General features: G+C 72.1%; 18 protein-coding genes and 1 pseudogene. 11 read left to right on the top strand and 8 right to left on the bottom strand.

The window, feature by feature from the left end; translation table 11 throughout:
- A pseudogene (locus tag CCN39_RS24615) lies at window positions 1-1,163 on the bottom strand (tetratricopeptide repeat protein); the annotation flags it as partial.
- 10 nt (window positions 1,164-1,173) lie between these two features.
- Between CCN39_RS24615 and CCN39_RS51880 the strand changes: the two are divergent.
- The 3 genes from CCN39_RS51880 (at window position 1,174) to CCN39_RS24600 (ending at window position 6,410) form a co-directional block, all read left to right on the top strand.
- Window positions 1,174-1,758: a hypothetical protein gene (locus CCN39_RS51880; RefSeq protein WP_244210983.1), complete on the top strand. Its 585-nt coding sequence runs from the start codon at window positions 1,174-1,176 to the stop codon at window positions 1,756-1,758.
- Window positions 1,755-2,648 carry a hypothetical protein gene (locus CCN39_RS24605; RefSeq protein WP_086845727.1) on the top strand — a complete coding sequence of 298 codons (894 nt, stop codon included), beginning with the start codon at window positions 1,755-1,757 and terminating at the stop codon, window positions 2,646-2,648. The genes CCN39_RS51880 and CCN39_RS24605 overlap by 4 nt, the downstream gene beginning before the upstream one ends.
- A gap of 75 nt (window positions 2,649-2,723) precedes the next feature.
- Complete coding sequence (locus tag CCN39_RS24600; RefSeq protein WP_086845725.1) at window positions 2,724-6,410, top strand: S8 family serine peptidase; 3,687 nt, start codon at window positions 2,724-2,726, stop codon at window positions 6,408-6,410.
- On the opposite strand, the gene CCN39_RS24595 is transcribed toward CCN39_RS24600, so the two are convergent.
- Window positions 6,403-7,431: a helix-turn-helix transcriptional regulator gene (locus CCN39_RS24595; RefSeq protein WP_086845723.1), complete on the bottom strand. Its 1,029-nt coding sequence runs from the start codon at window positions 7,429-7,431 to the stop codon at window positions 6,403-6,405. The two genes, CCN39_RS24600 and CCN39_RS24595, sit on opposite strands and share 8 nt — an antisense overlap.
- Window positions 7,432-7,560: 129 nt before the next feature.
- On the bottom strand, window positions 7,561-8,175 hold the full coding sequence (locus CCN39_RS24590; protein ID WP_086845721.1) for a TetR family transcriptional regulator: 615 nt from the start codon (window positions 8,173-8,175) through the stop codon (window positions 7,561-7,563).
- A 125-nt stretch (window positions 8,176-8,300) separates the two neighbouring features.
- On the opposite strand from CCN39_RS24590, the gene CCN39_RS24585 reads away from it, so the two are divergent.
- From CCN39_RS24585 to CCN39_RS24570, 4 genes are all read left to right on the top strand, one after another.
- Window positions 8,301-8,600 carry a muconolactone Delta-isomerase family protein gene (locus CCN39_RS24585; RefSeq protein ID WP_086845720.1) on the top strand — a complete coding sequence of 100 codons (300 nt, stop codon included), beginning with the start codon at window positions 8,301-8,303 and terminating at the stop codon, window positions 8,598-8,600.
- 50 nt (window positions 8,601-8,650) lie between these two features.
- Window positions 8,651-9,121, top strand: coding sequence for a cupin domain-containing protein (locus CCN39_RS24580; RefSeq protein ID WP_244210982.1), 471 nt, complete (start codon window positions 8,651-8,653; stop codon window positions 9,119-9,121).
- 79 nt (window positions 9,122-9,200) lie between these two features.
- A complete protein-coding gene (locus CCN39_RS24575) occupies window positions 9,201-9,800 on the top strand; it encodes an RNA polymerase sigma factor (RefSeq protein WP_208630359.1) in 600 nt (199 codons plus the stop codon).
- Window positions 9,797-10,897 carry a CU044_5270 family protein gene (locus CCN39_RS24570; protein WP_086845717.1) on the top strand — a complete coding sequence of 367 codons (1,101 nt, stop codon included), beginning with the start codon at window positions 9,797-9,799 and terminating at the stop codon, window positions 10,895-10,897. The genes CCN39_RS24575 and CCN39_RS24570 overlap by 4 nt, the downstream gene beginning before the upstream one ends.
- 24 nt (window positions 10,898-10,921) lie before the next feature.
- On the opposite strand, the gene CCN39_RS24565 is transcribed toward CCN39_RS24570, so the two are convergent.
- From CCN39_RS24565 to CCN39_RS24540, 5 genes are all read right to left on the bottom strand, one after another.
- Window positions 10,922-11,911, bottom strand: a complete 990-nt coding sequence (locus tag CCN39_RS24565; RefSeq protein WP_086845716.1) for a quinone oxidoreductase family protein — start codon at window positions 11,909-11,911, stop codon at window positions 10,922-10,924.
- A gap of 29 nt (window positions 11,912-11,940) precedes the next feature.
- Window positions 11,941-12,513 (bottom strand): CGNR zinc finger domain-containing protein, encoded by a 573-nt coding sequence (locus CCN39_RS24560; RefSeq protein WP_086845715.1) that lies wholly within the window; start codon window positions 12,511-12,513, stop codon window positions 11,941-11,943.
- Window positions 12,514-12,564: 51 nt separating this feature from the next.
- On the bottom strand, window positions 12,565-12,750 hold the full coding sequence (locus CCN39_RS24555) for a hypothetical protein (protein WP_208630357.1): 186 nt from the start codon (window positions 12,748-12,750) through the stop codon (window positions 12,565-12,567).
- A gap of 459 nt (window positions 12,751-13,209) precedes the next feature.
- A complete protein-coding gene (locus tag CCN39_RS24545; RefSeq protein ID WP_086845713.1) occupies window positions 13,210-14,415 on the bottom strand; it encodes an MFS transporter in 1,206 nt (401 codons plus the stop codon).
- Between the two features lie 84 nt (window positions 14,416-14,499).
- Window positions 14,500-15,444 (bottom strand): LysR family transcriptional regulator, encoded by a 945-nt coding sequence (locus CCN39_RS24540; protein ID WP_086845711.1) that lies wholly within the window; start codon window positions 15,442-15,444, stop codon window positions 14,500-14,502.
- An 83-nt stretch (window positions 15,445-15,527) separates the two neighbouring features.
- On the opposite strand from CCN39_RS24540, the gene CCN39_RS24535 reads away from it, so the two are divergent.
- Genes CCN39_RS24535 through CCN39_RS24520 form a run of 4 tightly spaced genes read left to right on the top strand, consistent with a single transcriptional unit; the run spans window position 15,528 to window position 19,483 of the window.
- A complete protein-coding gene (locus CCN39_RS24535; RefSeq protein WP_086845731.1) occupies window positions 15,528-16,490 on the top strand; it encodes a cyclase family protein in 963 nt (320 codons plus the stop codon).
- Window positions 16,491-16,513: 23 nt separating this feature from the next.
- Window positions 16,514-17,638: an FAD-dependent oxidoreductase gene (locus tag CCN39_RS24530; protein WP_086845710.1), complete on the top strand. Its 1,125-nt coding sequence runs from the start codon at window positions 16,514-16,516 to the stop codon at window positions 17,636-17,638.
- Between the two features lie 13 nt (window positions 17,639-17,651).
- A complete protein-coding gene (locus tag CCN39_RS24525) occupies window positions 17,652-18,590 on the top strand; it encodes a VOC family protein (RefSeq protein WP_086845708.1) in 939 nt (312 codons plus the stop codon).
- Entirely contained in the window at window positions 18,590-19,483 is an 894-nt protein-coding gene (locus CCN39_RS24520) for a fumarylacetoacetate hydrolase family protein (RefSeq protein ID WP_086845706.1), read from the top strand. The genes CCN39_RS24525 and CCN39_RS24520 overlap by 1 nt, the downstream gene beginning before the upstream one ends.
- Window positions 19,484-19,556 lie beyond the last annotated feature (73 nt).

Genomic DNA, 19,556 nt, shown 5'->3' with positions numbered 1-19,556 from the left:
TGGAGATCCGACAGCAGGCCGGTGTGCTCGTAGAGTCGCTGCAGCGCAGGGCTGAGATTGCCCAGCGCGCTCGCCCGGTCCGGCGAACCGGCCGGGTACGTCGCCACCGCCAGCCGGCCGTAGCCGATCGCGCGCCGCAGGTGGGCCAGGTCCTCCGTCGCCTCGTACAGGTGGCGACAGGCCAGGTTGAGCATGGACGCCGGAACGGCCCGGCGCACGTCGCCCTCGGGCAGCATCGCCAATGCCCGCTCGCCCGACTCGAGGGCCCGGCGCAGGTCGGCGACATCGCCGAACCGCTGGTACCGCTCGCGATACATCACGCACAGGTGGGCCGGCGGCCGGTGCAGGCCCGGGTCCGCCGTCTGCGCCCGTTCCTCGAACTCGATCGCCCGCCGCAGATCGGCGACGTCGCCGAGGCGCTCGTACCGGCGGAAGCAGACCGCGCCGACTCTGGCCAGATAGCCGGCGTGGTCCGGGTGGCCGGCAGGTGTGCAGGCCAACGCCTGCTCGGCGCAGTCGACCGCGGCGGCCAGATCGGCGAGATCACCGGTTCTGCCCGACCGGTCGCGGTAGCCGTCGGAAAGGTTGGACAAGCACACCGCGCGCCTGGGGTCGTCGGCGGAATGCGCGGCCAGCGCCGTCGCGGTGAGTTCGATCGAGCGGGTCAGGTCGGGCATTGCCCCGGTTCGCGTGTACCGGGCTCGATGGGCCACGCCGAGGTTCGACAGGATTCCGGCGAACTCCGGGTGGTCCGCCCCGAGGACCCGCATCGCCCGGTCCCCCGTTTCGATGGTCCGCTCCAGATCGTCGGCACGGTGGGTGCGTTGGTAACGCCACTGGTGGCCGACGATGAGCATCGCCATCCGGGCGCCGGCGCGGGGATCGTCGTCGGCGGTCGCGGCGACCGCGGCCGCCAGCAGCGTGATCCCGGCGTCGGCCAGATGCGGATCGGGGGTGCGGAAGGCGGCACGCAGCAGGTCGGTCCCGGCTTGGTCCTGGGCGGTCGCGTCGGCCGTCGGGCCGAGGAGTGGGCGCAGCGGATCGGGCAGCACGGCCGGATCGCCGGCCAGGGGCGCGAGAAAGGTCAGCGCCCTGGCCAGTTCCGCGCGTTGGGCCGCCCCGGCCAGGGCAGTGGAGCGGAAGAAGTGCCACCGGCCGAGCACCGTGCAGGCCGTGGTGCTCGACTCAGTGCCCGTGCCGGACGACGCGATCGAGGTCAACTCGTCCGCGTCGGCAGTGGTCGCCGCCGCGAACAACGCGTCGGGCCGGCCCGATCGTTGGAAGTCGGCCAGCCGCTCGGACAATCGAGCCAGCGCCTCGTCGGATGCCACCGGCCGATACCATACCAACCGGGTCGTCGGCCGTCGCGCGATCCCGGCAGCGGGAACCGAGATGGGGGAGAGCCGGATGGATGCCGCCGAACGACAGGTGCTGGCGCGGTTCTGCCTCGACCTGCCGGACCTGCGTGCCGAGGTGGCGCGGCTCGACGAGACGAAGCACGGGCAGCTGGCCCGGATAGAGCGGGCGGCGGCGGCCGGCCGGCCGATTTCCGGTCTGCTCAAGCGGTACTTCGACATCGACCCGGCCACCGGACACCGTTCGCTGCAACACGGACTGCCCGGCGCCGGCGCCGGCCGGGCCCACGAGGAACTCTTCGGCTGTCCGCACGGCCACTGTTCGCGCGAGGAACGGCCGGTCCCCGCCGGGCCGGTGCCGCGTTGCCAGGTGACCGATTCGGCGATGAAGCGCATTCGATGAACGGCTTCTTCCAAGAGCTGGCGAAAACCCTCGCGCAGCGGTGGGTCGGCCTGCTGCTCGTACCCGGCGCGCTGTTCGTCGCCGGTGCGATCGTCGGTGTCCGGTCGGGGCACCAGCACGCGCTGGACCTGTCGATGGCGGCGCAGGCGCTCTCCGCGGCGACGACGTCGGTCGCCGGCCGGCCGGCGACCGTGCAGGCGGGGGTGTTCGTCGCGGCACTGCTCGCGTCGGCCGGCGTCGGGCTGGTGGTCCAGGCCATGGCGGGCGTCACCCGCGCCCTGTGGCTGGGCCGGTGGCCGGGGGCGCTCCTGACGGCCCGGCGGGCCCGGCGGTGGGAACGGCACCTGCGCCGCCGCCAGGAACTGGAGGCCGCGCAACCGGCGGGCACGCGAAGTGCCTCGACGCAGCGCGAGATCGATCTCGCCGCGGCGCGGATGAACGCGGTCGCGATGGCGAGACCGGGCCGGCCGACCTGGATGGGCGACCGGATCCACGCCGTGGAACGGATCGCGGCCGACCGGTACGGCCTGGACCTCCCGTTCGCGTGGTCCCGCTTCTGGCTCACCATGCCGGAGACCGCACGCGCCGAGATCACCGCCGCGAACGGGGCGTTCGCGGCCGCGGTCACCGTCGCCAGCTGGGCCTGGCCGGCGCTCGTGCTCGGCGCGCTGTGGTGGCCGGCCGTCGTGGTGGCGGTGGTGGTCGGCACGACGGGCTGGGTACGCGGCCGGGCCGCGATCATCGACCTCACCGCACTGGTCGAGTCCGCGCTCGATCTGTACGGCTGCGCGTTGGCGGCCGCGGTCGGCGTCGAAACGCAGCGGCCGGCCGGGCCGTTGGAGGTCGGCGAGGGCGAGCAGGTGACCGCGATCGTGCGCAAGGGCCGCTGACGAAGATGCGACGTGTCGTGATTCGGACGCCTCCGTCCTAGTGACGGATGACGGCGGCGGCGCGAGCCTGGTGCGATGCACTGGAGATCATCTGTTCTGGTCGTGGCCTGCGTCGGCACCCTCGCCGCGGGCACCGCCGGAGCCGCGAACGCGGCGCCCGGCCCGCAAGCGGCACCGTCACCCGCGGGCCTCGAACGCCATTCGGTCACCCTGCTCACCGGGGACGTCGTCCAGGTCGAACGGCAGCCCGGCGGCAAGCAGGCCGCCACCGTCCACCCCGCACCGGGCCGGGAGAAGATCCGGTTCCACCAGCAAGAGGTCGATGGCCACCTCAGCGTCTTCCCCGAAGACGTCACCCCGCGGCTGGGCTCGAAGCAGGTCGACCGGACCCTCTTCGACGTCACCGAGCTGATCGCCGAGGGGTACGCCGACGAGCAGTCGGCGACCCTTCCGCTGATCCTCACCTACCGCAAGGGCACGGACCTCCGGAAAGCCACGGCGGCAGCCGACCTGGGCGCGACGCTGACCAGCGTCAACGGCCGTTCCGCCCGGGCGAGCAAGGCCACCGCCGCCGCGTTCTGGGCCTCGTCGGGAAACATCGAGCGGATCTCCCTGGACCGCAAGGTCCGCGCCTCCCTCGATCGCAGCGTCCCGCAGATCGGCGCCCCCGAGGCGTGGGCCGCGGGCTACGACGGCACCGGCACCACGGTCGCCGTGCTCGACACCGGCTACGACCCCACCCACCCCGACCTGGCCGGCCGCGTGAGCGAGGCGGTCAACTTCACGACCAGCCCCGACACGACCGACCACTTCGGCCACGGCACGCACGTCGCCTCGACGATCGCGGGCTCCGGCGCCGCCTCGGGCGGCCGGCTCAAGGGCGCCGCGCCGGGCGCGAAACTGCTCGTCGGCAAGGTGCTCGACGACGACGGCTTCGGGTACGAGTCCTGGGTCCTCGCCGGGATGGAATGGGCGGCGCACTCCGGCGCCAAGGCGGTCAACATGAGCCTCGGCGGCGGTCCGACCGACGGCACCGACGCGCTCAGCCTCGGTCTCGACGCGCTCAGCGCCCAGACCGGCACGCTGTTCGTGGTGGCCGCCGGCAACGACGGCGAACAAGGCGCCTACACGGTCGGCTCGCCGGGCACCGCCGAAGCCGCGCTGACCGTCGGCGCCGTCGGCCGTGACGAGAGCCTGGCGTCGTTCTCCAGCCGGGGACCGCGGTTGGGCGACAACGCCGTCAAGCCCGACATCACCGCACCCGGCGTCGGCATCGTCGCCGCCCGTGCCGCGGGGACCGCCATGGGCGACGTCGTCGACGACCACTACACCGCCGCTTCCGGCACTTCGATGGCCACGCCGCACGTCGCCGGCGCGGCGGCGATCCTCGCCCAGCAGCATCCCGACTGGAAGGGCAGTCAGCTCAAGGACGCGCTGGCCAGCACCTCCCTGACCACCGGCGGGCTTTCGGTGTTCGAGCAGGGCGGCGGCCGGGTCGACGTGGCGCGCGCGGTGAAGCAGCAGGTCTTCGCCACCGGCACGCTCGACCTCGGCGCGGTCGAGGACGGTAAAGCGCCGGTGTCCGAAGAGGTCACCTACACCAACGTGGGCACCACACCGGTCTCACTGAAGCTCGCGCTCGACGCCAAGTCCCTCGGCGGCGTCCCCGCGGGGGACGGGATCCGGCTGAGCAAGTCCACCGTGGACGTTCCGGCCGGCGGCCGGGCGACCGTCACGATCACCGGCGACCCGGCGAAACTGGCACCGGGCACCTACAGCGGCCGGCTCACCGCGACCGCGAACGGCGTGGTCGCGCATACCGCGGTCGGCGCGGACAAGACCGCGCCCAAACACAAGGTCACCCTCACCGCCCTGGACCTGCAGGGCAAACCGACCGTCGCGCCGTGGCTGCTGGTGTACGGCGAGGACTACCGCTTCGACGTCAACACCTGGCTGGGCGGCGACAGGCTCACGGTCGAGCTCGGCGCGGGCGTGTACTACCTGACCGCCGAGGTCGACGGGGCCCGGGACGGCCTCACCGTCTTCCAGGTCGTCCTGCCGGAGCTGCGGATCACCGGCGACACGACCGTCGTGCTGGACGCCCGCAAGGCGGTGAAGGTGGACATCCAGACCCCGCAACCGTCTGAACAGGCCGGGATCTGGAGCTACTACACCTACCGGGAACTCGGCCCGCGCAAGATCGCGAACTACGCCATGCAGTTCGACTACACCCGCGAACTCCGGGTCACCCCGACCCCGAAGGTGACGACCGGGGCCTTCGAGTTCGGCTCCCGCTGGTCGAGGATCGCGCCGCCGTTGACGGTGAACGTCCTGGGCGGCCGTGATCCGCTGACGAACCGCTACCTCGCCGGGTCGCCCAAGCTGGACGGCCGGCGGCTGCTGCAGGCCGTCTCGGCGGGGCAGGGCAAGCCGGCGGACTTCAAGAAGGCGGACGTGCGCGGCAAGGCCGCGATCGTCGACCCGGACCCGGCCGACTACAACCGCGACGAGGTCTCCCGCGCCGCCGCGGACGCCGGGGCGGCGATCGTCTTCATCGTCGTGCCCGACGGCTGGGGCACCGCCTCGGTGCCCTCGATCAGCGCGGCGCCGTTCCTCAAGATCCCGACCGTCCAGCTCGACCGGGACGAGGGGCTCGCGCTGCTGGCCAAGCTCAAGCACTTCCCGGCGTTCCTGAGCCTGCAGGGGGTCGCGGTCAGCCCGTACCTCTACGACGTCGTGCAGACCGAGCGCGACCGGATCCCGGAGAAGCCCGTCCACCGGGTCACCGCGGCGAACACCGCGACCGTCACCACCCACTACCGCCAGACCGGCAGCGGCGGTGAGGCGAAGGAGCAGCGGTTCGCGTGGAAGCCGTGGCAGGACTTCGCCGTCAACGAGTACCAGCGGTACGTGACGACGCCGTCGACCCGCCAGGAGTACGTCAGCTCCGGGGACGTCCAGTGGCAGCACCGGGTCAAGCACGGTCTGATCTGGGACGAGATGTCGCCGCTCCAGGGCGGCATGACCACGGCACCGCGCACCTACACGGGTAAGGAGAACATCACCGAGGACTGGTTCGCGCCGGTCGTCCGGCCCGCCATCCCGCGGGGCGTGCCGGGCATGGACTCGACCCGCGAGGGCGACCACCTCCGGATCCGCGTCCCGGAGTTCGTCGACAGCCAGGCCGGGCACTACGGCTTCAACGAAGGCGACGACCAGGCCGGACCGGCCACCACCTCGGCGAAACTGTTCCGCGACGGGAAGCTCGTGTCGGAACAGCCCTACGCGTACGGCACCTTCCCCGCCGGCGCGGACCCGGCGACCTACCGGCTCGACCTGTCGGTGCGGCGGGATTCGCCGGAGTGGCTGTTCGGGACCAGCACGCAGACGTCGTGGACGTTCCGCTCGGCCCGGTCGGCGGCTCCGGCGCTGCTTCCGTTGCTGCAGCTGGACTACGCGGTGGACGCCGACGCCGGCAACCGGCTCCCGGCCGGTCGCCCGGCCAGGATCGGCCTGACCGCCCGGTTCCAGGACGGGATGGCCGCGCCGGACGTGCGGTCGGTGAAGGCCTGGGCGTCCTACGACGACGGCAAGACCTGGCGCGCCGTCGGCGTCAAGCGCACCGGGAAGTCCTATGAGGCCACGATCGACCACCCGTCGCTCGGGGCCACGAACAGGTTCGTCGCGTTGCGGGTGCAGGCCACCGACCACGCGGGCAACGCCGTCGACCAGACGGTGATCCGGGCGTACGGGCTCAAATAGCGTCGCGCACGGGCTCCGGGTGCCTTCCGCCGGTTCTCGGCAGGAGGTGCCCGGGGCTCGGCTCGTCCAGCCAGCCGAGCTTGCTGGCCTGCCAGGCCAGCTGCATCCGGGTGCGGGCGTCGACCCGGCGCATGAGATCCTGCAGGCGCCGCTGGACGGTCCGGTAGCTGACGTTGAGCTGGGTCGCGATCGACTTGTCGCTGACCCCGCCGATGAGCAGGGACAACAGCCGCCGCTCGTCGGGGTCGAGGTGGGCGGTGGGCGCGGTGTCGCCGATCCGCAGCGGCGACGCGCGTTCCCAGTAGACCTCGAACAACGCGACCAGCGCGGACAGCAGGCTGCTCTCCCGGACGAGCGCGGCGGTGGGTTCGCCCGTGCTGTCGTGGGTGACCAGCGGGCACAGCGCCACCCTGCGGTCGGAGATGGCCAGGCGCACCGGCAGTTTCGAGATCGAGCGGGCGATCTCGCCGCCCTCGATCCCCTCCAGGACGTTGACCATCCGGCCGGGTTCTTCGAGCAGGCCGGTCTCGTAGATCACGCGGTACTGCACGCCGCGGGCCTGCGCCAGCGCCTCCTCGACGTTCTCCGAAGCCGCCATCGCGACGTTGCCCTCCAGGCAGAACCACAGCGACTCTTCGCGGGCGCCGCGCTGGATGGCGAGGGCCTGCCGCCGGATCGCGTCCACCCCGGTGATCACCTCGACGAGCTGCGCGGAGTCGCGCCGCCGCGCGCTGCTGCGGTACTCCTCGGCGAGCTGGGACACCGCGGCCCTCGCAGCCTCCAGTTTCTCCTGGCCGTGCACCAGCAGCGGGCCGAGGGAGACGTCCGGTGGCGCGGACACGTACTGCCCGTCGGCCCTGCTGACGAGCCCTTTCACCAGCAGGGCCTCCAGGATCGGCTCCACCTCGTCGCGGCGCACGCCGATCCGGCCCGCGATCTCGTCGGGCGCGGTCCGGTACCCGCCGACGACCACGCGGTAGACCCGTTCTTCCTCGGGAGTCATGCCCAGCGCTTCCAGCACACTGCCTCCTAGCCACGCGGCCAACGGCTTTCCCTCGGCGTCGACGGCTCGTGGACAACGTACAACGCGGGTGCGGACCGGCGTACGGGCCGGACCGCCTCGGCGGCTGAGCTGGCCCGCGGCGGCGGCCTACTTCGCAGTCGGAGCGCCCGGCGCCCGGCCGCGTCCTCGTGGCGACCGGGCCACGGGCAAGATGTCGGTGAGAAGCGACGTCACGGTGTCGGTGATGGCCGTCAGGTCGGTGTTGTCGTCGCTTTCCAGCCACTTGCGGTACGCCGTGCGGAAGATCTGGCTCCCCGTGCCGGCTGCCAGCTCCGCGACGTCGGGATCGACTCCACGCTCGCGGAGTGCCTGGCGGAACCCTTCGGCCATCTGGTGTTGCTTGCTCAGATCGCGTTCCAGCAACCCGGGATTCGACGCGATCAGCCGGCTTCGCCGGCGCAGGACGTCTCGTGATCCGAGCTTCTCCCAGTCGTACCCGGCCAAGGTCCGGACCACGGCCCGAAGTGGTTGTTCGAGGTCGGGCGCCTGCAGGAGTTCCTGGACGAGCGCCGCGCTGAGCAGGGCCGCGTCGGCGAAGAGGATTTCTTCCTTGTCGGGGAAGTAGCGGAAGAAAGTCCGAGTGGTGACGCGGGCGCGTTCGGCGATCTGGACCGCGGTGGTGGCCTCGAAGCCTTGTTCCTCGAACAGCTCCATGGCGGACTGTTTCATCCGCTCTTCGCTGCCTTCTTCCCACCGGGGCATGGCACCAGGATACCTGGCGCGATGACTCGCCGTGACATCAATGTGATGTCGCGGCGCGACATCGGTGCTACGGTGATGTCACGTCGAGACATCAGGGCGACCGATGCGCCCTCGAAAGGAGAAACATGCCTCCGAACCCCGCCGCGGCACCGACGTTCATGGTGGTCGGAACCCTCCGGGACGACACCGACCTCGGGGAATTCGCCGCGCTGAGAGAGGACGAGCACAAGCAGCTGGAGGTGCTGCGCTCACAGGGGAGGATCGGCGCCCACCACGTTTCCCCGGCGCGGCGGGCGACGTTCGTCGAGATCGTCGCCGCCGATGAGGGGCAAGTGGCGGAGATACTGGCCACTTTGCCGTTCGCCCGGTTCTTCGATGCAGACGTCTACCCGCTCGCACCCCCCGCTGAAAGGACGCGATCATGAAGGAAGAGAACAACACTGTCGCCGCTGTCCCTCCGCATGGCGTGCCGTTCATGACCGGGAGGGACACGGCGCCGGCGTACTGGGCGTTCGGTGTCCTCTGGGTCGTGCTGGCCGACTCGGAGCAGACCGGGGGAGCGTTCTCGGTGATGGAGCAGTGGATGCCGGCGGATGGTGGGCCGCCGCCGCACGTGCACCCCATCGACGAGTGGTTCAACGTGCTCGAAGGCTCCATCGAATTCCGGGTCGGGGACGAGCCGCCGATGCGCGCGACGGCGGGTGACTCGGTGTGGATTCCGCGTGGAACGGTGCACAGTTTCACCACGCGGAGCGCCGCGCACGTGTTCAACGGCTACACACCGGGCGGATTCGAGCAGGTCATCATGGGGTTGGGCACTCCCGCGCAGCGGCGTGAACTGCCGCCGCCCGACCTCGGCTTCGATCCGCGCTCCGCGGCGCAGTTGATGGACAACTTCTGGTCGGCGAGCGCCGACACGGCCTGGGCCGGGAAGTGGGCCCGCTGAACAATCAGGCCGCCTTCCGGCGGTCGGGGAACCTGGAAGGGGGGTGGTGGCAAAGAGGGCCATGACATCGTTGCGTTCTGTGGGAGACAGCGATCCGCCGGTGGTCGGGTGGCCGGCGTCGGACGCGGAGCTGGTGGCCGGGGATGCCGAGCAGTTCGGGGTGCTGTTCGATCGGTATGCGGGGGCGTTGCACCGGTACTGTGCCGGCCGGGTCAGGGCCGGGGTGGCGGAGGACGTCGTCGCCGACGTGTTCTGCCTGGCGTTCAAGCAGCGGGATTGGTACGACGCCGGCCGGGTGAACGCCCTGCCCTGGTTGTACGGGATCGCCACCAACCTGTTGCGGCGGCGGTGGCGGCAGGAGGTCGCGCGGTATCGCGCCATGGCGAAGGTGGTGCCGCCCCTCGCCGGGGGTGATGAGCCGGCGCAGCGGGCGGTCGAGCGTACTGATGCCGCCGAGTACGTGCGGTCGATCACTTCGGCTCTCGAACAGATGCCGCGTCGGCAGCGGGACGTGCTCCTGCTCTTCGCGCTGGCGGACCTCGACTACGCCGAGATCGCCACCGCGCTCGGGATTCCGGTCGGGACGGTGCGTTCCGCGCTGCACCGGGCCAGGAAACGGCTGCGTGACGTCCTTCCCGCCGATGCCAACGGATCCGCCTCCCAGGAGATGACCTCGTGAACACTCAGCAAGCACCGGACGAGCGGCACGAGATCGCCCTGCTCCGGTCCGTCCTCGACACCCCGCCGCCGGACAACGGCAGCCTCGCCAGGATGCGCGCCAAGGCCCTGCGGTCGATGCAGGCCCCACCGGCACCCCGCTACCGGGGGCGCGCGGTGCTCGTCGCCGCATCGGTCACGCTGGTCGCGGGCCTGGGCATCGCCATCGCGGTGCAGCCGACCGACGGCGATTCCCCCTCGACCGCGCTTCCGACCAGCGGCGGGCCGGCCCGTCCCGGCCACCCCGCGCCGCTCGTCGGCGCGGACACCCCGGCTCGCGAGGCGCTGATCACGCTCGCCGCGCACACCGGTGATCTCCGGCCGCTGGCGGTCCGGCCCGGCCAGTTCGTGTACTCGCACGTGCGCGGTCAGATCGTGAACGGGATCCCGGTGGGCACGGGCGGCGAGGCCCAGGTGGTCTCGGAGACGGAGACCAAGGCGTGGTTCGCGGCGGACGGGCTGCGGATAGTGCGCCTGGAGATGGCGACCGACCTCAACGCACGCCCGTCGACGGACGAGGACGCGCGCAAGCTCGCCGGCAACGGCAAGTCCCTGCCGAAGCCGCACACGCAGGTGTACCCGAACCCGAACGGTGATCCGAAGGAACAACTGCCGGTCAGTGAGCCGAAGGAACCGGGCGTCGATCACCCCACGCTGTCCTGGGTCGCGAGTCTGCCCACCGACCCGGAGCAGCTGCTGGCCGTGTTCCGGGCCGCGGCGGGCACGAACACCAAGCACGACGCCGACTACCTGACCTTCAAGACGGCCGCCAGCTTCGCCGCCCGTGCCGACGCGCTGCTCACGCCTGCGGTCCGCACCGCGTTGTACCAGGCCATTGCCCTGCTGCCGGGCATCCGGCGGGTGCCGGGCCAGGTCGACCTGGCCGGCCGCGCCGGTGTGGCCATCGGGCGGGACGGGGACCGCTTCCGCAGCGAAATCATCCTCGATCCGGTGACCTCCAGGGTGATCGGCACCAGGATGGTCGCGACGGACGGGACCGTGATCGCCTGGTCCAGCACCGACCAGGTGGTGGTCGACTCGGTGGGGGCGACCTCGTGACGCGGCTGACGGACGACGCCTCGGCTACATCGCCAGGAGGACGCGGCCGAAGGGGCCGTCTTCGGCGAGGTGGCGTTGCGCCTGCGCGGCCTGCTCCAGCGGGAACACGCGGTCGACCAGGGGCGTGATCTCCTTGTGGGCGACCAGGCTGAGCAGGCGCGTGTTGGCGGCATTGATCTGTTCCGGAGTGAACAGGGCGAACCGGAAGCCGTGGATGTGGGTGTTCTTCCAGATGAGGTCGGTGACGTCGATTTCGGTGCGGGTGCTCGCGGCGTAGCCGATGCTGACCAGGGTGCCGTCCACGGCGAGCGCGCCCAGGGCCGCGCCGGTCACGGCGCCGCCGACTCCGTCGAGGACGACGTCGACGCCGCGGCCGCCGGTCAGCCGGTGCACGCCGTCGCGGAGGGACTCGGTGGACAGGTCGATCACCTCGAACCCGAGCGCGCGGCCGCGGTCGGCTCTCGCGGTGCTGGTGGCCGTCGTGATCGCCGCGCTCGCGCCGAGCACCCGGGCGACGTCCACGCCGCCCTGACCGACACCGCCGCCGACACCGGGCGCGAGGACGGACTGCCCGGGCCGGAATCCGGCGAGTTCGGTGAGCGCCAGGTAAGCGGTGAGGTGCCCGGTCGCGGCGGTGAGCGCGGCCGCGGCGATGTCGTCGACGTCGTCCGGGACGGGCACGACGTGCCGCGGGTCGACGGTGACGTACTCGGCCCACGTGCCGTCGGCACCCACGCCGTACCGGCCACCGCTGACGATGACGCGGGTGCCCGCCGGCAGCCCGCTCGCGCCGGGCTCGGTGAGGACGCCGACGCCGAACCCGCCGGGCCGGATCGGCAGCGGTTTGACGGCCGCCGCGGGGAGCTTGCCGCTGCGGACGGTGTCCTCCAGCGGGCTCACGCCCGCGAAGGTGAGCCGCACCAGGGCTTCGCCGTCGGCCGGCACCGGGACGGGGACGTCGACCGCCTGGAGGACGTCGTAGCCGCCGAACTCGTCGTATTGGATCGCGCGCATGGTTTTCCTTCGAAATAGGTGTGTATTAGTCAGTTGTTTTCGGAACGCTGTCGGGCGCGGTAGGCGCGCAAGTTCGCCGGGTTGCCGCACACGCGCACGTCGTGCCAGGTGCCGCTGTTGTTGCGCGAACGGTCGAAGAACGCGGCTTCGCACCGGGGGTTGCGGCAGGTCTTGAGGCGGCGCCACGTGTCGGCGGACTGCGCGTCCGCGATCGCGATCAGCGCGAGCGAGGCCAGCGCCCGCCAGCCGGTCCCGCGTGGTTCCGGCCGGACCCGGCCGTCCGGGTCGAGGCGGAGCACCACTCCGGCCTGGTGTTCTGCGGCACGCGTCGATCCGCCGACATGGGCGTGGAGATCGACGCGAAGATCGCGAAGCGGGTCGAGGTCGCCTTCACCGAGGACGACGGCGGAGATGTCCTGACCGGTTTCCTCGGTCCACGCCGCGAGCGCGCCGTCGGCCCAGTCCTGCGCCGACGTCACGTCGGCGAGCAGGTCCGGCTGACGCGGTCGGCCGGCGGACCGGGTGTTGAGCAGGTCCTGGACGAACCCCAGGCCGCCCGGGGCGGGGTGGGGGCCGTAGCGCGCGGTCGCGAGCCAAGTCATGAAATAAGCATGACGCGTTTGCTTATTTCTGGCGCCTCGGTGTGGGAGAGGTCACTGCCGCGGTCGGGCGGGTTCGGTCGCGCCCTCGATGAGCGCCGTCGCCAGTCCTTCGGGCTGAAGCGCGCCTGCTTCGGCGGCGGTTTCGACCAGGCGCGCGGCGAACTCGCGCTTGTGCCGCTGGACCGCCGCCGAGGCCTCGGGCAGCGTCCCGGCCGATTCGACGGCGGCGTTGTGCATCGGGCAGCCACGCACCACCTTCGCCGACGCCGGGGCGGCGGGTGGCGCCGCCCGTCGCTTCGCTCGTCTCCATGTCCCAAGACCCATGCAGCAGATCCGCCACGAGGTGGTCCGGTGGTCGATCGACACCGGCGTGCCCTTCGACGGCTTTCGGAAGCGCTACGAGGCCGCCGTGCCGGCGGTGGACCTCGAGCGGATGACGCGGCTGCGCGCCGAGCACGCGAGCTGGGACGCCGTGCTGGCCGACGCCGCCGAGAGCGCACCGCACGGGTTCCTGCGGTTCTGGAGCACTGACGTCGGGGACCTCATGCGCCTCGCGGGAGCGGGCTTGCCAGGCATCAGCATTCCCCTCGGGCTCACCGGAAACGGGCTGCCGATCGGCATCGAGTTCGACGGCGCACCCGGCCACGACCGTGCGCTCCTGGACCTGGCGCGTTGGGCAGCGCGGCTGCTGACGGATCAACCGGCGGCCGATCTCGTGGGGCGGACGATCACGACGGCCAAGGCGATGAGCAGTGCGCCGGTGCCGACGACGAGGAGGGCCGGGGAGAGGCCGGTCGTGGCTGCGGTCAGGGCGAGGACGATGAGCGGGCTGGCGAACTGGCCGATGAACAGGGCCGAGGTCCAGATGCCGGTGCCGCGGCCGCGCTGGGCGAACGTCAAGCTGCCCAGCGCCCAGGTGAGCAGGGCCGGCAGCATCAGCCCGTTGCCGAGGCCGGTGACGACGGCGCCGAGCACCACGGCCGGGACCGAGGAGGACAGGGCGAGGACGAGGATGCCGAGTCCGCACAGGACGAACGCCGCGGGGATGGTGACGGCGGGGCCCCGCTTCGCGAAGCGGGGGAAGAGGTAGGCCGCGACGGCGGTGGCCAGCGAACCGATGGCGCTGACCAGTCCGACGGTGGCGGTGGCCGTGACTCCGATGCCGTCGAGGACGTAGGACAGTTCGACGATGAGGACGTAGAAGACCAGCCCGCCGGTCAAGGTGACACCGACCGGCGCCAGGAAGGTGCGCCACGGCAGGGGCGGCAGCTTCTCGCGGGTCCGGGCCTGCGGTGGCTGCCAGATGATCCGCGCGGCGGCGAACGCGAGCGGCAGGCTGACCGCGTAGAGCCAGAACGGCGTGCGCCAGCCCCACGAGCCGAGCAGGCCACCCACCGCGAAGAAAATCGTGGCGGCGACGGTGGTGTAGACGGTCTGGAGGCCGAAGTACCGCACCCGCCGGGGGCCGTGGAAGTAGTCGGCGAGCAACGTGGTGCAGCAGGTCATGATCACGGCCTCGGTGAGTCCGACCAGGACCCGGCTCGCGACGATCAGGGGAAGGGACGTCAGCCACAGTGGCGCGGTCCCGACGAACGCGTAGACGACGAGCGCGCCCACCAGCAGGCGCTTGCGGCCGAGCCGGTCGACGACGCGGCCGGCGATCGAGGCGGTGAGCCCGATGACCAGCGCGGGCACGGTGAGCACGATCGGGGTGAGGGTGGCGACGCCGGGGGTGCCGGCGAACGCGTCCTGGATGCGGGGCAGGACGGGGGCGAGCAGCACCGCGCCGAGCACCGAAAGGCAACTGGCCAGCAGCAGTACGAGCGCCTGGGCGGGGCCGGCCTGCCGGCCGGTGGCCGGGTCGGCGGCGAGCGGGGGAGCGGAGACGGACTGATCGGACACGGGCAGCTCCGGGAAGGCACCGAGCCGGTCGTCGGCGACCGGCGTGTGCGTCGAAGTGTCAGGCCCGGTCCGGGCGAGCGGAAATCACTTCTGCCGAAGCGGCGCATCACCGCCGTCGATGCCGATCACCGCCGCCACCGTCCGCGCCACGACGTCCCGCAGGTAGCGGTGCTCGGGGTCGTCGTCGTACATCGGGTGCCACCACATGGCTTCCACCAGCGGGGCCGCCTCGAACGGGCACGGCAGGGCACGCACCCCGAGCGCGTCCGGGATGCCGTCGGCCAAGCGCCGCTGGAGCAGCGCGACGCGGTTCGTGCCGGCCACGAGCCCCGGCACGGTCAGGAACGTCTCGGTGACCACCTGGACGTGCGGCTCGATCCCCAGCATGCGCATCTGCCGCGCGGCGGGCGTGGACGCGGTGGGACCGTGGTAGGTGACGACCCACGGCATCGTCTCCAGCTGCCCGACGGTCAGCGACGCCCCGACGTCGGTGTTGCCCGCGGAAACCAGGCACACCCATTCGTCGCGGTAGAGGTCCGCGTGCGGCAGGTCGTCGACGAACCCGTGCGGGATGACCAGCAGGTCGGTGTGGACGAGTTCGTGCACGGCCGCGTCGACCATCTTCGGGGTGTTCGCGGGGAACCGCAGCCGCGTGCCCGGTGCCTCCTCGGCGAGCCGGGCGGCGATCCCCGGGCCGAGCACGGCGATCCCGTAGTCGCTCATCAGCATCGAGAACTCGCGGGTGGACGACGCGGGATCGAAGTCGGGTTCGGCGGCGAAGACCCGCTCGGCGCCGGACAGGGCGACCCGCACCCGTTCCTTGAGCTGCACGGCCAGCGGCGTGAGCCGGTACTGGTTGCCGGTGCGGGTCAGCAGGTCGTCGTGGAAGTGCCGGCGCAACCGGCCCAGCTGCGCGGACACGGCCGGCTGACCGAGCCCCATCCGCTCGGCCGCGCGCGTCACGCTGCGCTCCTGCAGCAGGGCGTCGAGCGCCACCAGCAGGTTCAGGTCCAGCCGGGCGAGGTTCACCAGGCCACGGTATCAATGGCGCTGATACCGCGCATTAACGATTTCGTCTTCCCTGATACCGCGTGGCCACCGACAGTGAAGGCGTGGACCGAACCGATCCCGAGGGCGCGATCGCTGCAGCCGCCAAGCGGTGCTCCAACTGGGGCCGCTGGGGTGCCGACGACGTCCTCGGCACCCTGAACTTCCTCGACGACGCCAAACGCCGCGAAGGCGCCGCGCTCGTCCGGCGCGGCGCGAGTTTCTCACTGGCGCAACGCTTCGACGCCGACGGCCCGCAGAAGGGCTGGCGGCGGCGCACCAACCCGGTGCACACCATGCTCGACACCGGCACGGACGCCGAACGCGGCACGCAGGGTTTCCCGCACGGCATCGGCGGCGCCGACGACGTGGTGTCCATGCCGCTGCAGGCTTCGACGCAGTGGGACGGCCTCGGCCACATCTTCGACCACGGTCTCGCCTACAACGGCCGGCGCGCCGGGGATGTCGTGACGAGCGAGGGCGACCGCGTCACCGGCATCGAAACCACGGCCGGGCTGATCGCGGGCCGCGGGGTGCTCCTGGACGTGGGCCGGGTGTTCGGTACCGGCGGCGAACTGCCCGACGGCTTCGCGATCACCGCGGACCACCTGGAGGCGACGATCGCCGAGCACGGCGACACCGCGCGCGTCGGCCGCGGCGACCTGCTGCTGGTGCGGACCGGACGGCTCACCCGCGCCCGGCGGGACGGCTGGGGCGACTACGCCGGCGGCGACTCGCCCGGCCTGTCCTTCTCCACGGTGGACTGGCTGTACGGCACCGAGATCGCCGGGATCGCGACCGACACCTGGGGGGTCGAGGTCCGGCCCAACGAGTTCGACGACGCCTTCCAGCCCCTGCACCAGGTGGCCATCCCGCACCTCGGCCTGTTCCTCGGCGAGATGTGGGACCTCGACACGCTCGCCGCCGACTGCGCGGCCGACGGCGTCCACGAGTTCTGGCTGACCGCCGCCCCGCTGCCGGTGACCGGCGCGGTCGGCGCTCCCGTCGCGCCCATCGCCGTCAAGTAACCCCAGGACGAAGGAGTCCTCACATGCCCGCGGTAACGAAGGTACTGGTGGTCGGCGGCGGTCTCGCCGGGGCCGCCACGGCGATCCTGCTCGCGCGGGACGGCGTCGCCGTCGACCTCGTCGAGCTCAAGCCGGACGTCGCGGCCATCGGGTCGGGCATCACGTTGCAGGGCAACGCTTTGCGTGAGCTGCGCCGGCTCGGGGTGTGGCCGCGGGCCGAGGCGGCCGGGTACCCCTTCGACTGCCTCGGCCTGCGTGCGCCGGACGGGACCCTGCTGGCCGAGATCCCCGACGTCCGCAGCGGCGGGGCCGGCCTGCCCGCCTCGATGGGCATGCCGCGGCCCGCGCTGGCCCGGATCCTGCTGGACCGCGCCCGCGAGACCGGTGTGAAGATCCGCTTCGGCGACACCGTGACCCGGCTCGGCCAGGACGGCTCCGGCGTCGACGTCACGCTGGCCTCGGGGACGCCCGGCCGGTACGACCTCGTGGTCGCCGCCGACGGCATCCGCTCGGCGGTCCGCGGGCTGATCGGCATCGACGTGACGCCCCGGCCGACCGGGATGGGGATCTGGCGCGCGTTCGGCCCGCGCCCGGCGTCGGTCACCCACACCGACCTCTGCTACGGCGGCCCGTCCTACATCGCCGGCTACACCCCGACCGGGGCGGACTCCCTCTACGCGTTCATCGTCGAGGACTTCCGGGACCACAGTGGACTGACACCCGGGGAGCGGCTCGCCACCATGTGCCGGCTCGCCGCCGCCTACCACGGCCCGTGGGACGAGATCCGGTCCACACTGGACGATCCGGACCGGGTGAACTACACGCGGTTCGAGACGCACGTCGTACCGGCGCCGTGGCACCGCGGGCGGGTCGTGCTCGTCGGTGACGCCGCGCATTCCTGCCCGCCGACCCTCGCCCAAGGCGGCGCCCAAGCCCTCGAAGACGCGGCTGTGCTGGCCGAGCTGCTGCTCACCCGCGACAGCGTCGACGACGACCTCTGGGCGGAGTTCACCGCCCGCCGCCACGTCCGCGCGAGAACCGTCGTCGAGGCCTCCAACCAGCTCGGACAGTGGCTGCTCGACCACGAGCAGGGCGACGTGCCCGGCCTGGTCCGCCGCATCGGCGCCCTCGTGTCCCAGCCCGCCTGAAAGGGAAGAAACCGTGACCGACCGCCTGATCACCCACCTGCGGCACGTCGACCTCGCCGTGCCCGACCTCGCGCGCCAGCAGGACTTCTACACCGGCGCCTGGGGCCTCGCCGAGGAACACGCCGACACCGGAATCACCTTCCTCGCCGCCGAAGGCTCGCCGGAGCAGTACGTCGTCCGGCTGCGGCAGGCCGCGGACAAGCGGATCGACCTGATCGCCTTCGGCGCCGCGACACCCGCCGACGTCGACACCCTGGCCGGCCGGCTGGCCGTGGCCGGGGTCACGCTCGTGCACGAGCCCGGCGCGCTGGACACCCCGGGCGGCGGGTACGGGTTCCGGTTCTTCGACAACGAGGGCCGCACGATCGAGATCAGCTCGGACGTCGCGACGCGAAGCCACCGCCGGATCGAGGAAGGCGAGTCCGTCCCGGTGCGACTGTCCCATGTGGTCGTCAACTCCGCCGATCCCGAAGGCACCCGGGCCTTCTACGAACGCCACCTCGGCTTCCGCCTGTCCGACACGCTGATGCACCCGCGGATGGGCGAGATGATGTACTTCCTGCGGATCAACGCCTGGCATCACAGCCTGGCGATCGCCCGCGGCCCGCACCCGTCGCTGCACCACGCGTCGTTCGAGCTGCGCGGTCTCGACGAGTACATGCGCGGCACCGGGCGGCTGCTGCGCGCCGGTGTCGAGAAGATCTGGGGCCCGGGCCGCCACCTGGCCGGGCACAACACCTTCAGCTACTTCCTCGACCCGCACGGCAACACCGTCGAGTACACCACCGAGCTGGAGCTGGTCGACGAGGACAGCTGGCACCCGCAGCTGCACGACTTCTCGAAGCCCGAGGTGTCCGACCAGTGGGGCACCGCGAACGCGATGAACGAGTTCGTCGCGCGGAAGTCGTTCAACGACCCCGACAAGGGCCTCTTCGTGGCCCCGCCGGTCTGATGCGGCTCGCCACCTACGAACACCGCGGCGCGGTGCACGCCGGCGTGGTCTCCGGCGACGGCGTCCGTGCCTTCCCGGCCGGGGTGACGGTCCTGGGCCTGGTGCGGTCCGGCCTGCCCGTCGGCGCCCGTGTTCTCGATGGACCGGCGGTGCCGCTGACCGACGTGCGGCTGCTGCCGCCGCTCGAGCCGCCGTCCGTGCGGGACTTCGTCGCGTTCGAGGAGCACGTCGAGGGCATGGTCGCCCCGGGCTCGGTACCGCCGGAGTGGTACGAGGCTCCGACGTTCTACTTCACCAACCCGGCCGCGCTGGTCGGCGCGCACGACGACGTGCCGATTCCGCCGGGCTCGCGGTTGTTCGACTTCGAGCTGGAGGTCGCGGCCGTGCTGGGCCCGGACGGGATCTTCGGCTACACGATCTTCAACGACTGGTCGGCCCGCGACCTCCAGCGCCGGGAGATGAAGGTGGGGCTGGGGCCGGCGAAGGGCAAGGACTCGGTGACGACGCTCGGGCCGTGGCTCGTCACCGCGGACGAGTTCACCGTGGACGCGGACGGTTTCCTCGACCTGGCCATGCGGGTGTCGGTCAACGGTGTCGAGGTCGGGCACGACCGGCTGGCCAACATGGGCTGGCCGTTCGAGGAGCTCGTCGCCTACGCCGCCCGCGGCACCCGGGTCCGGGCCGGCGACGTGCTGGGCTCCGGCACCTGCGGCAACGGCGGCTGCCTCGCCGAGCTGTGGGGCCGTCGCGGCACCCAGGACCCGCCGCCGCTGAAGCCCGGTGACGTCGTCGAGATGACCGTCGAGGGCATCGGCACGATCCGCAACACCGTCGTCGCCGGGACCGACCTGCCGCCGGTCCGCCCGGCCCGCACCCGGGACCGGTCGCGGTGAGGGGCAAGATCGTGCTCGTCACCGGCGCCGGGCAGGGCATCGGCGCGGCGGTGGCCCGGCGCCTGGCCGCGGA

The organism is Amycolatopsis kentuckyensis (assembly GCF_002155975.1).
Taxonomy (GTDB): Bacteria; Actinomycetota; Actinomycetes; order Mycobacteriales; family Pseudonocardiaceae; genus Amycolatopsis; species Amycolatopsis kentuckyensis.
The sequence above is the reverse complement of the archived record's forward strand: the minus strand, read 5'-3'. Positions and strand labels throughout refer to the sequence as shown.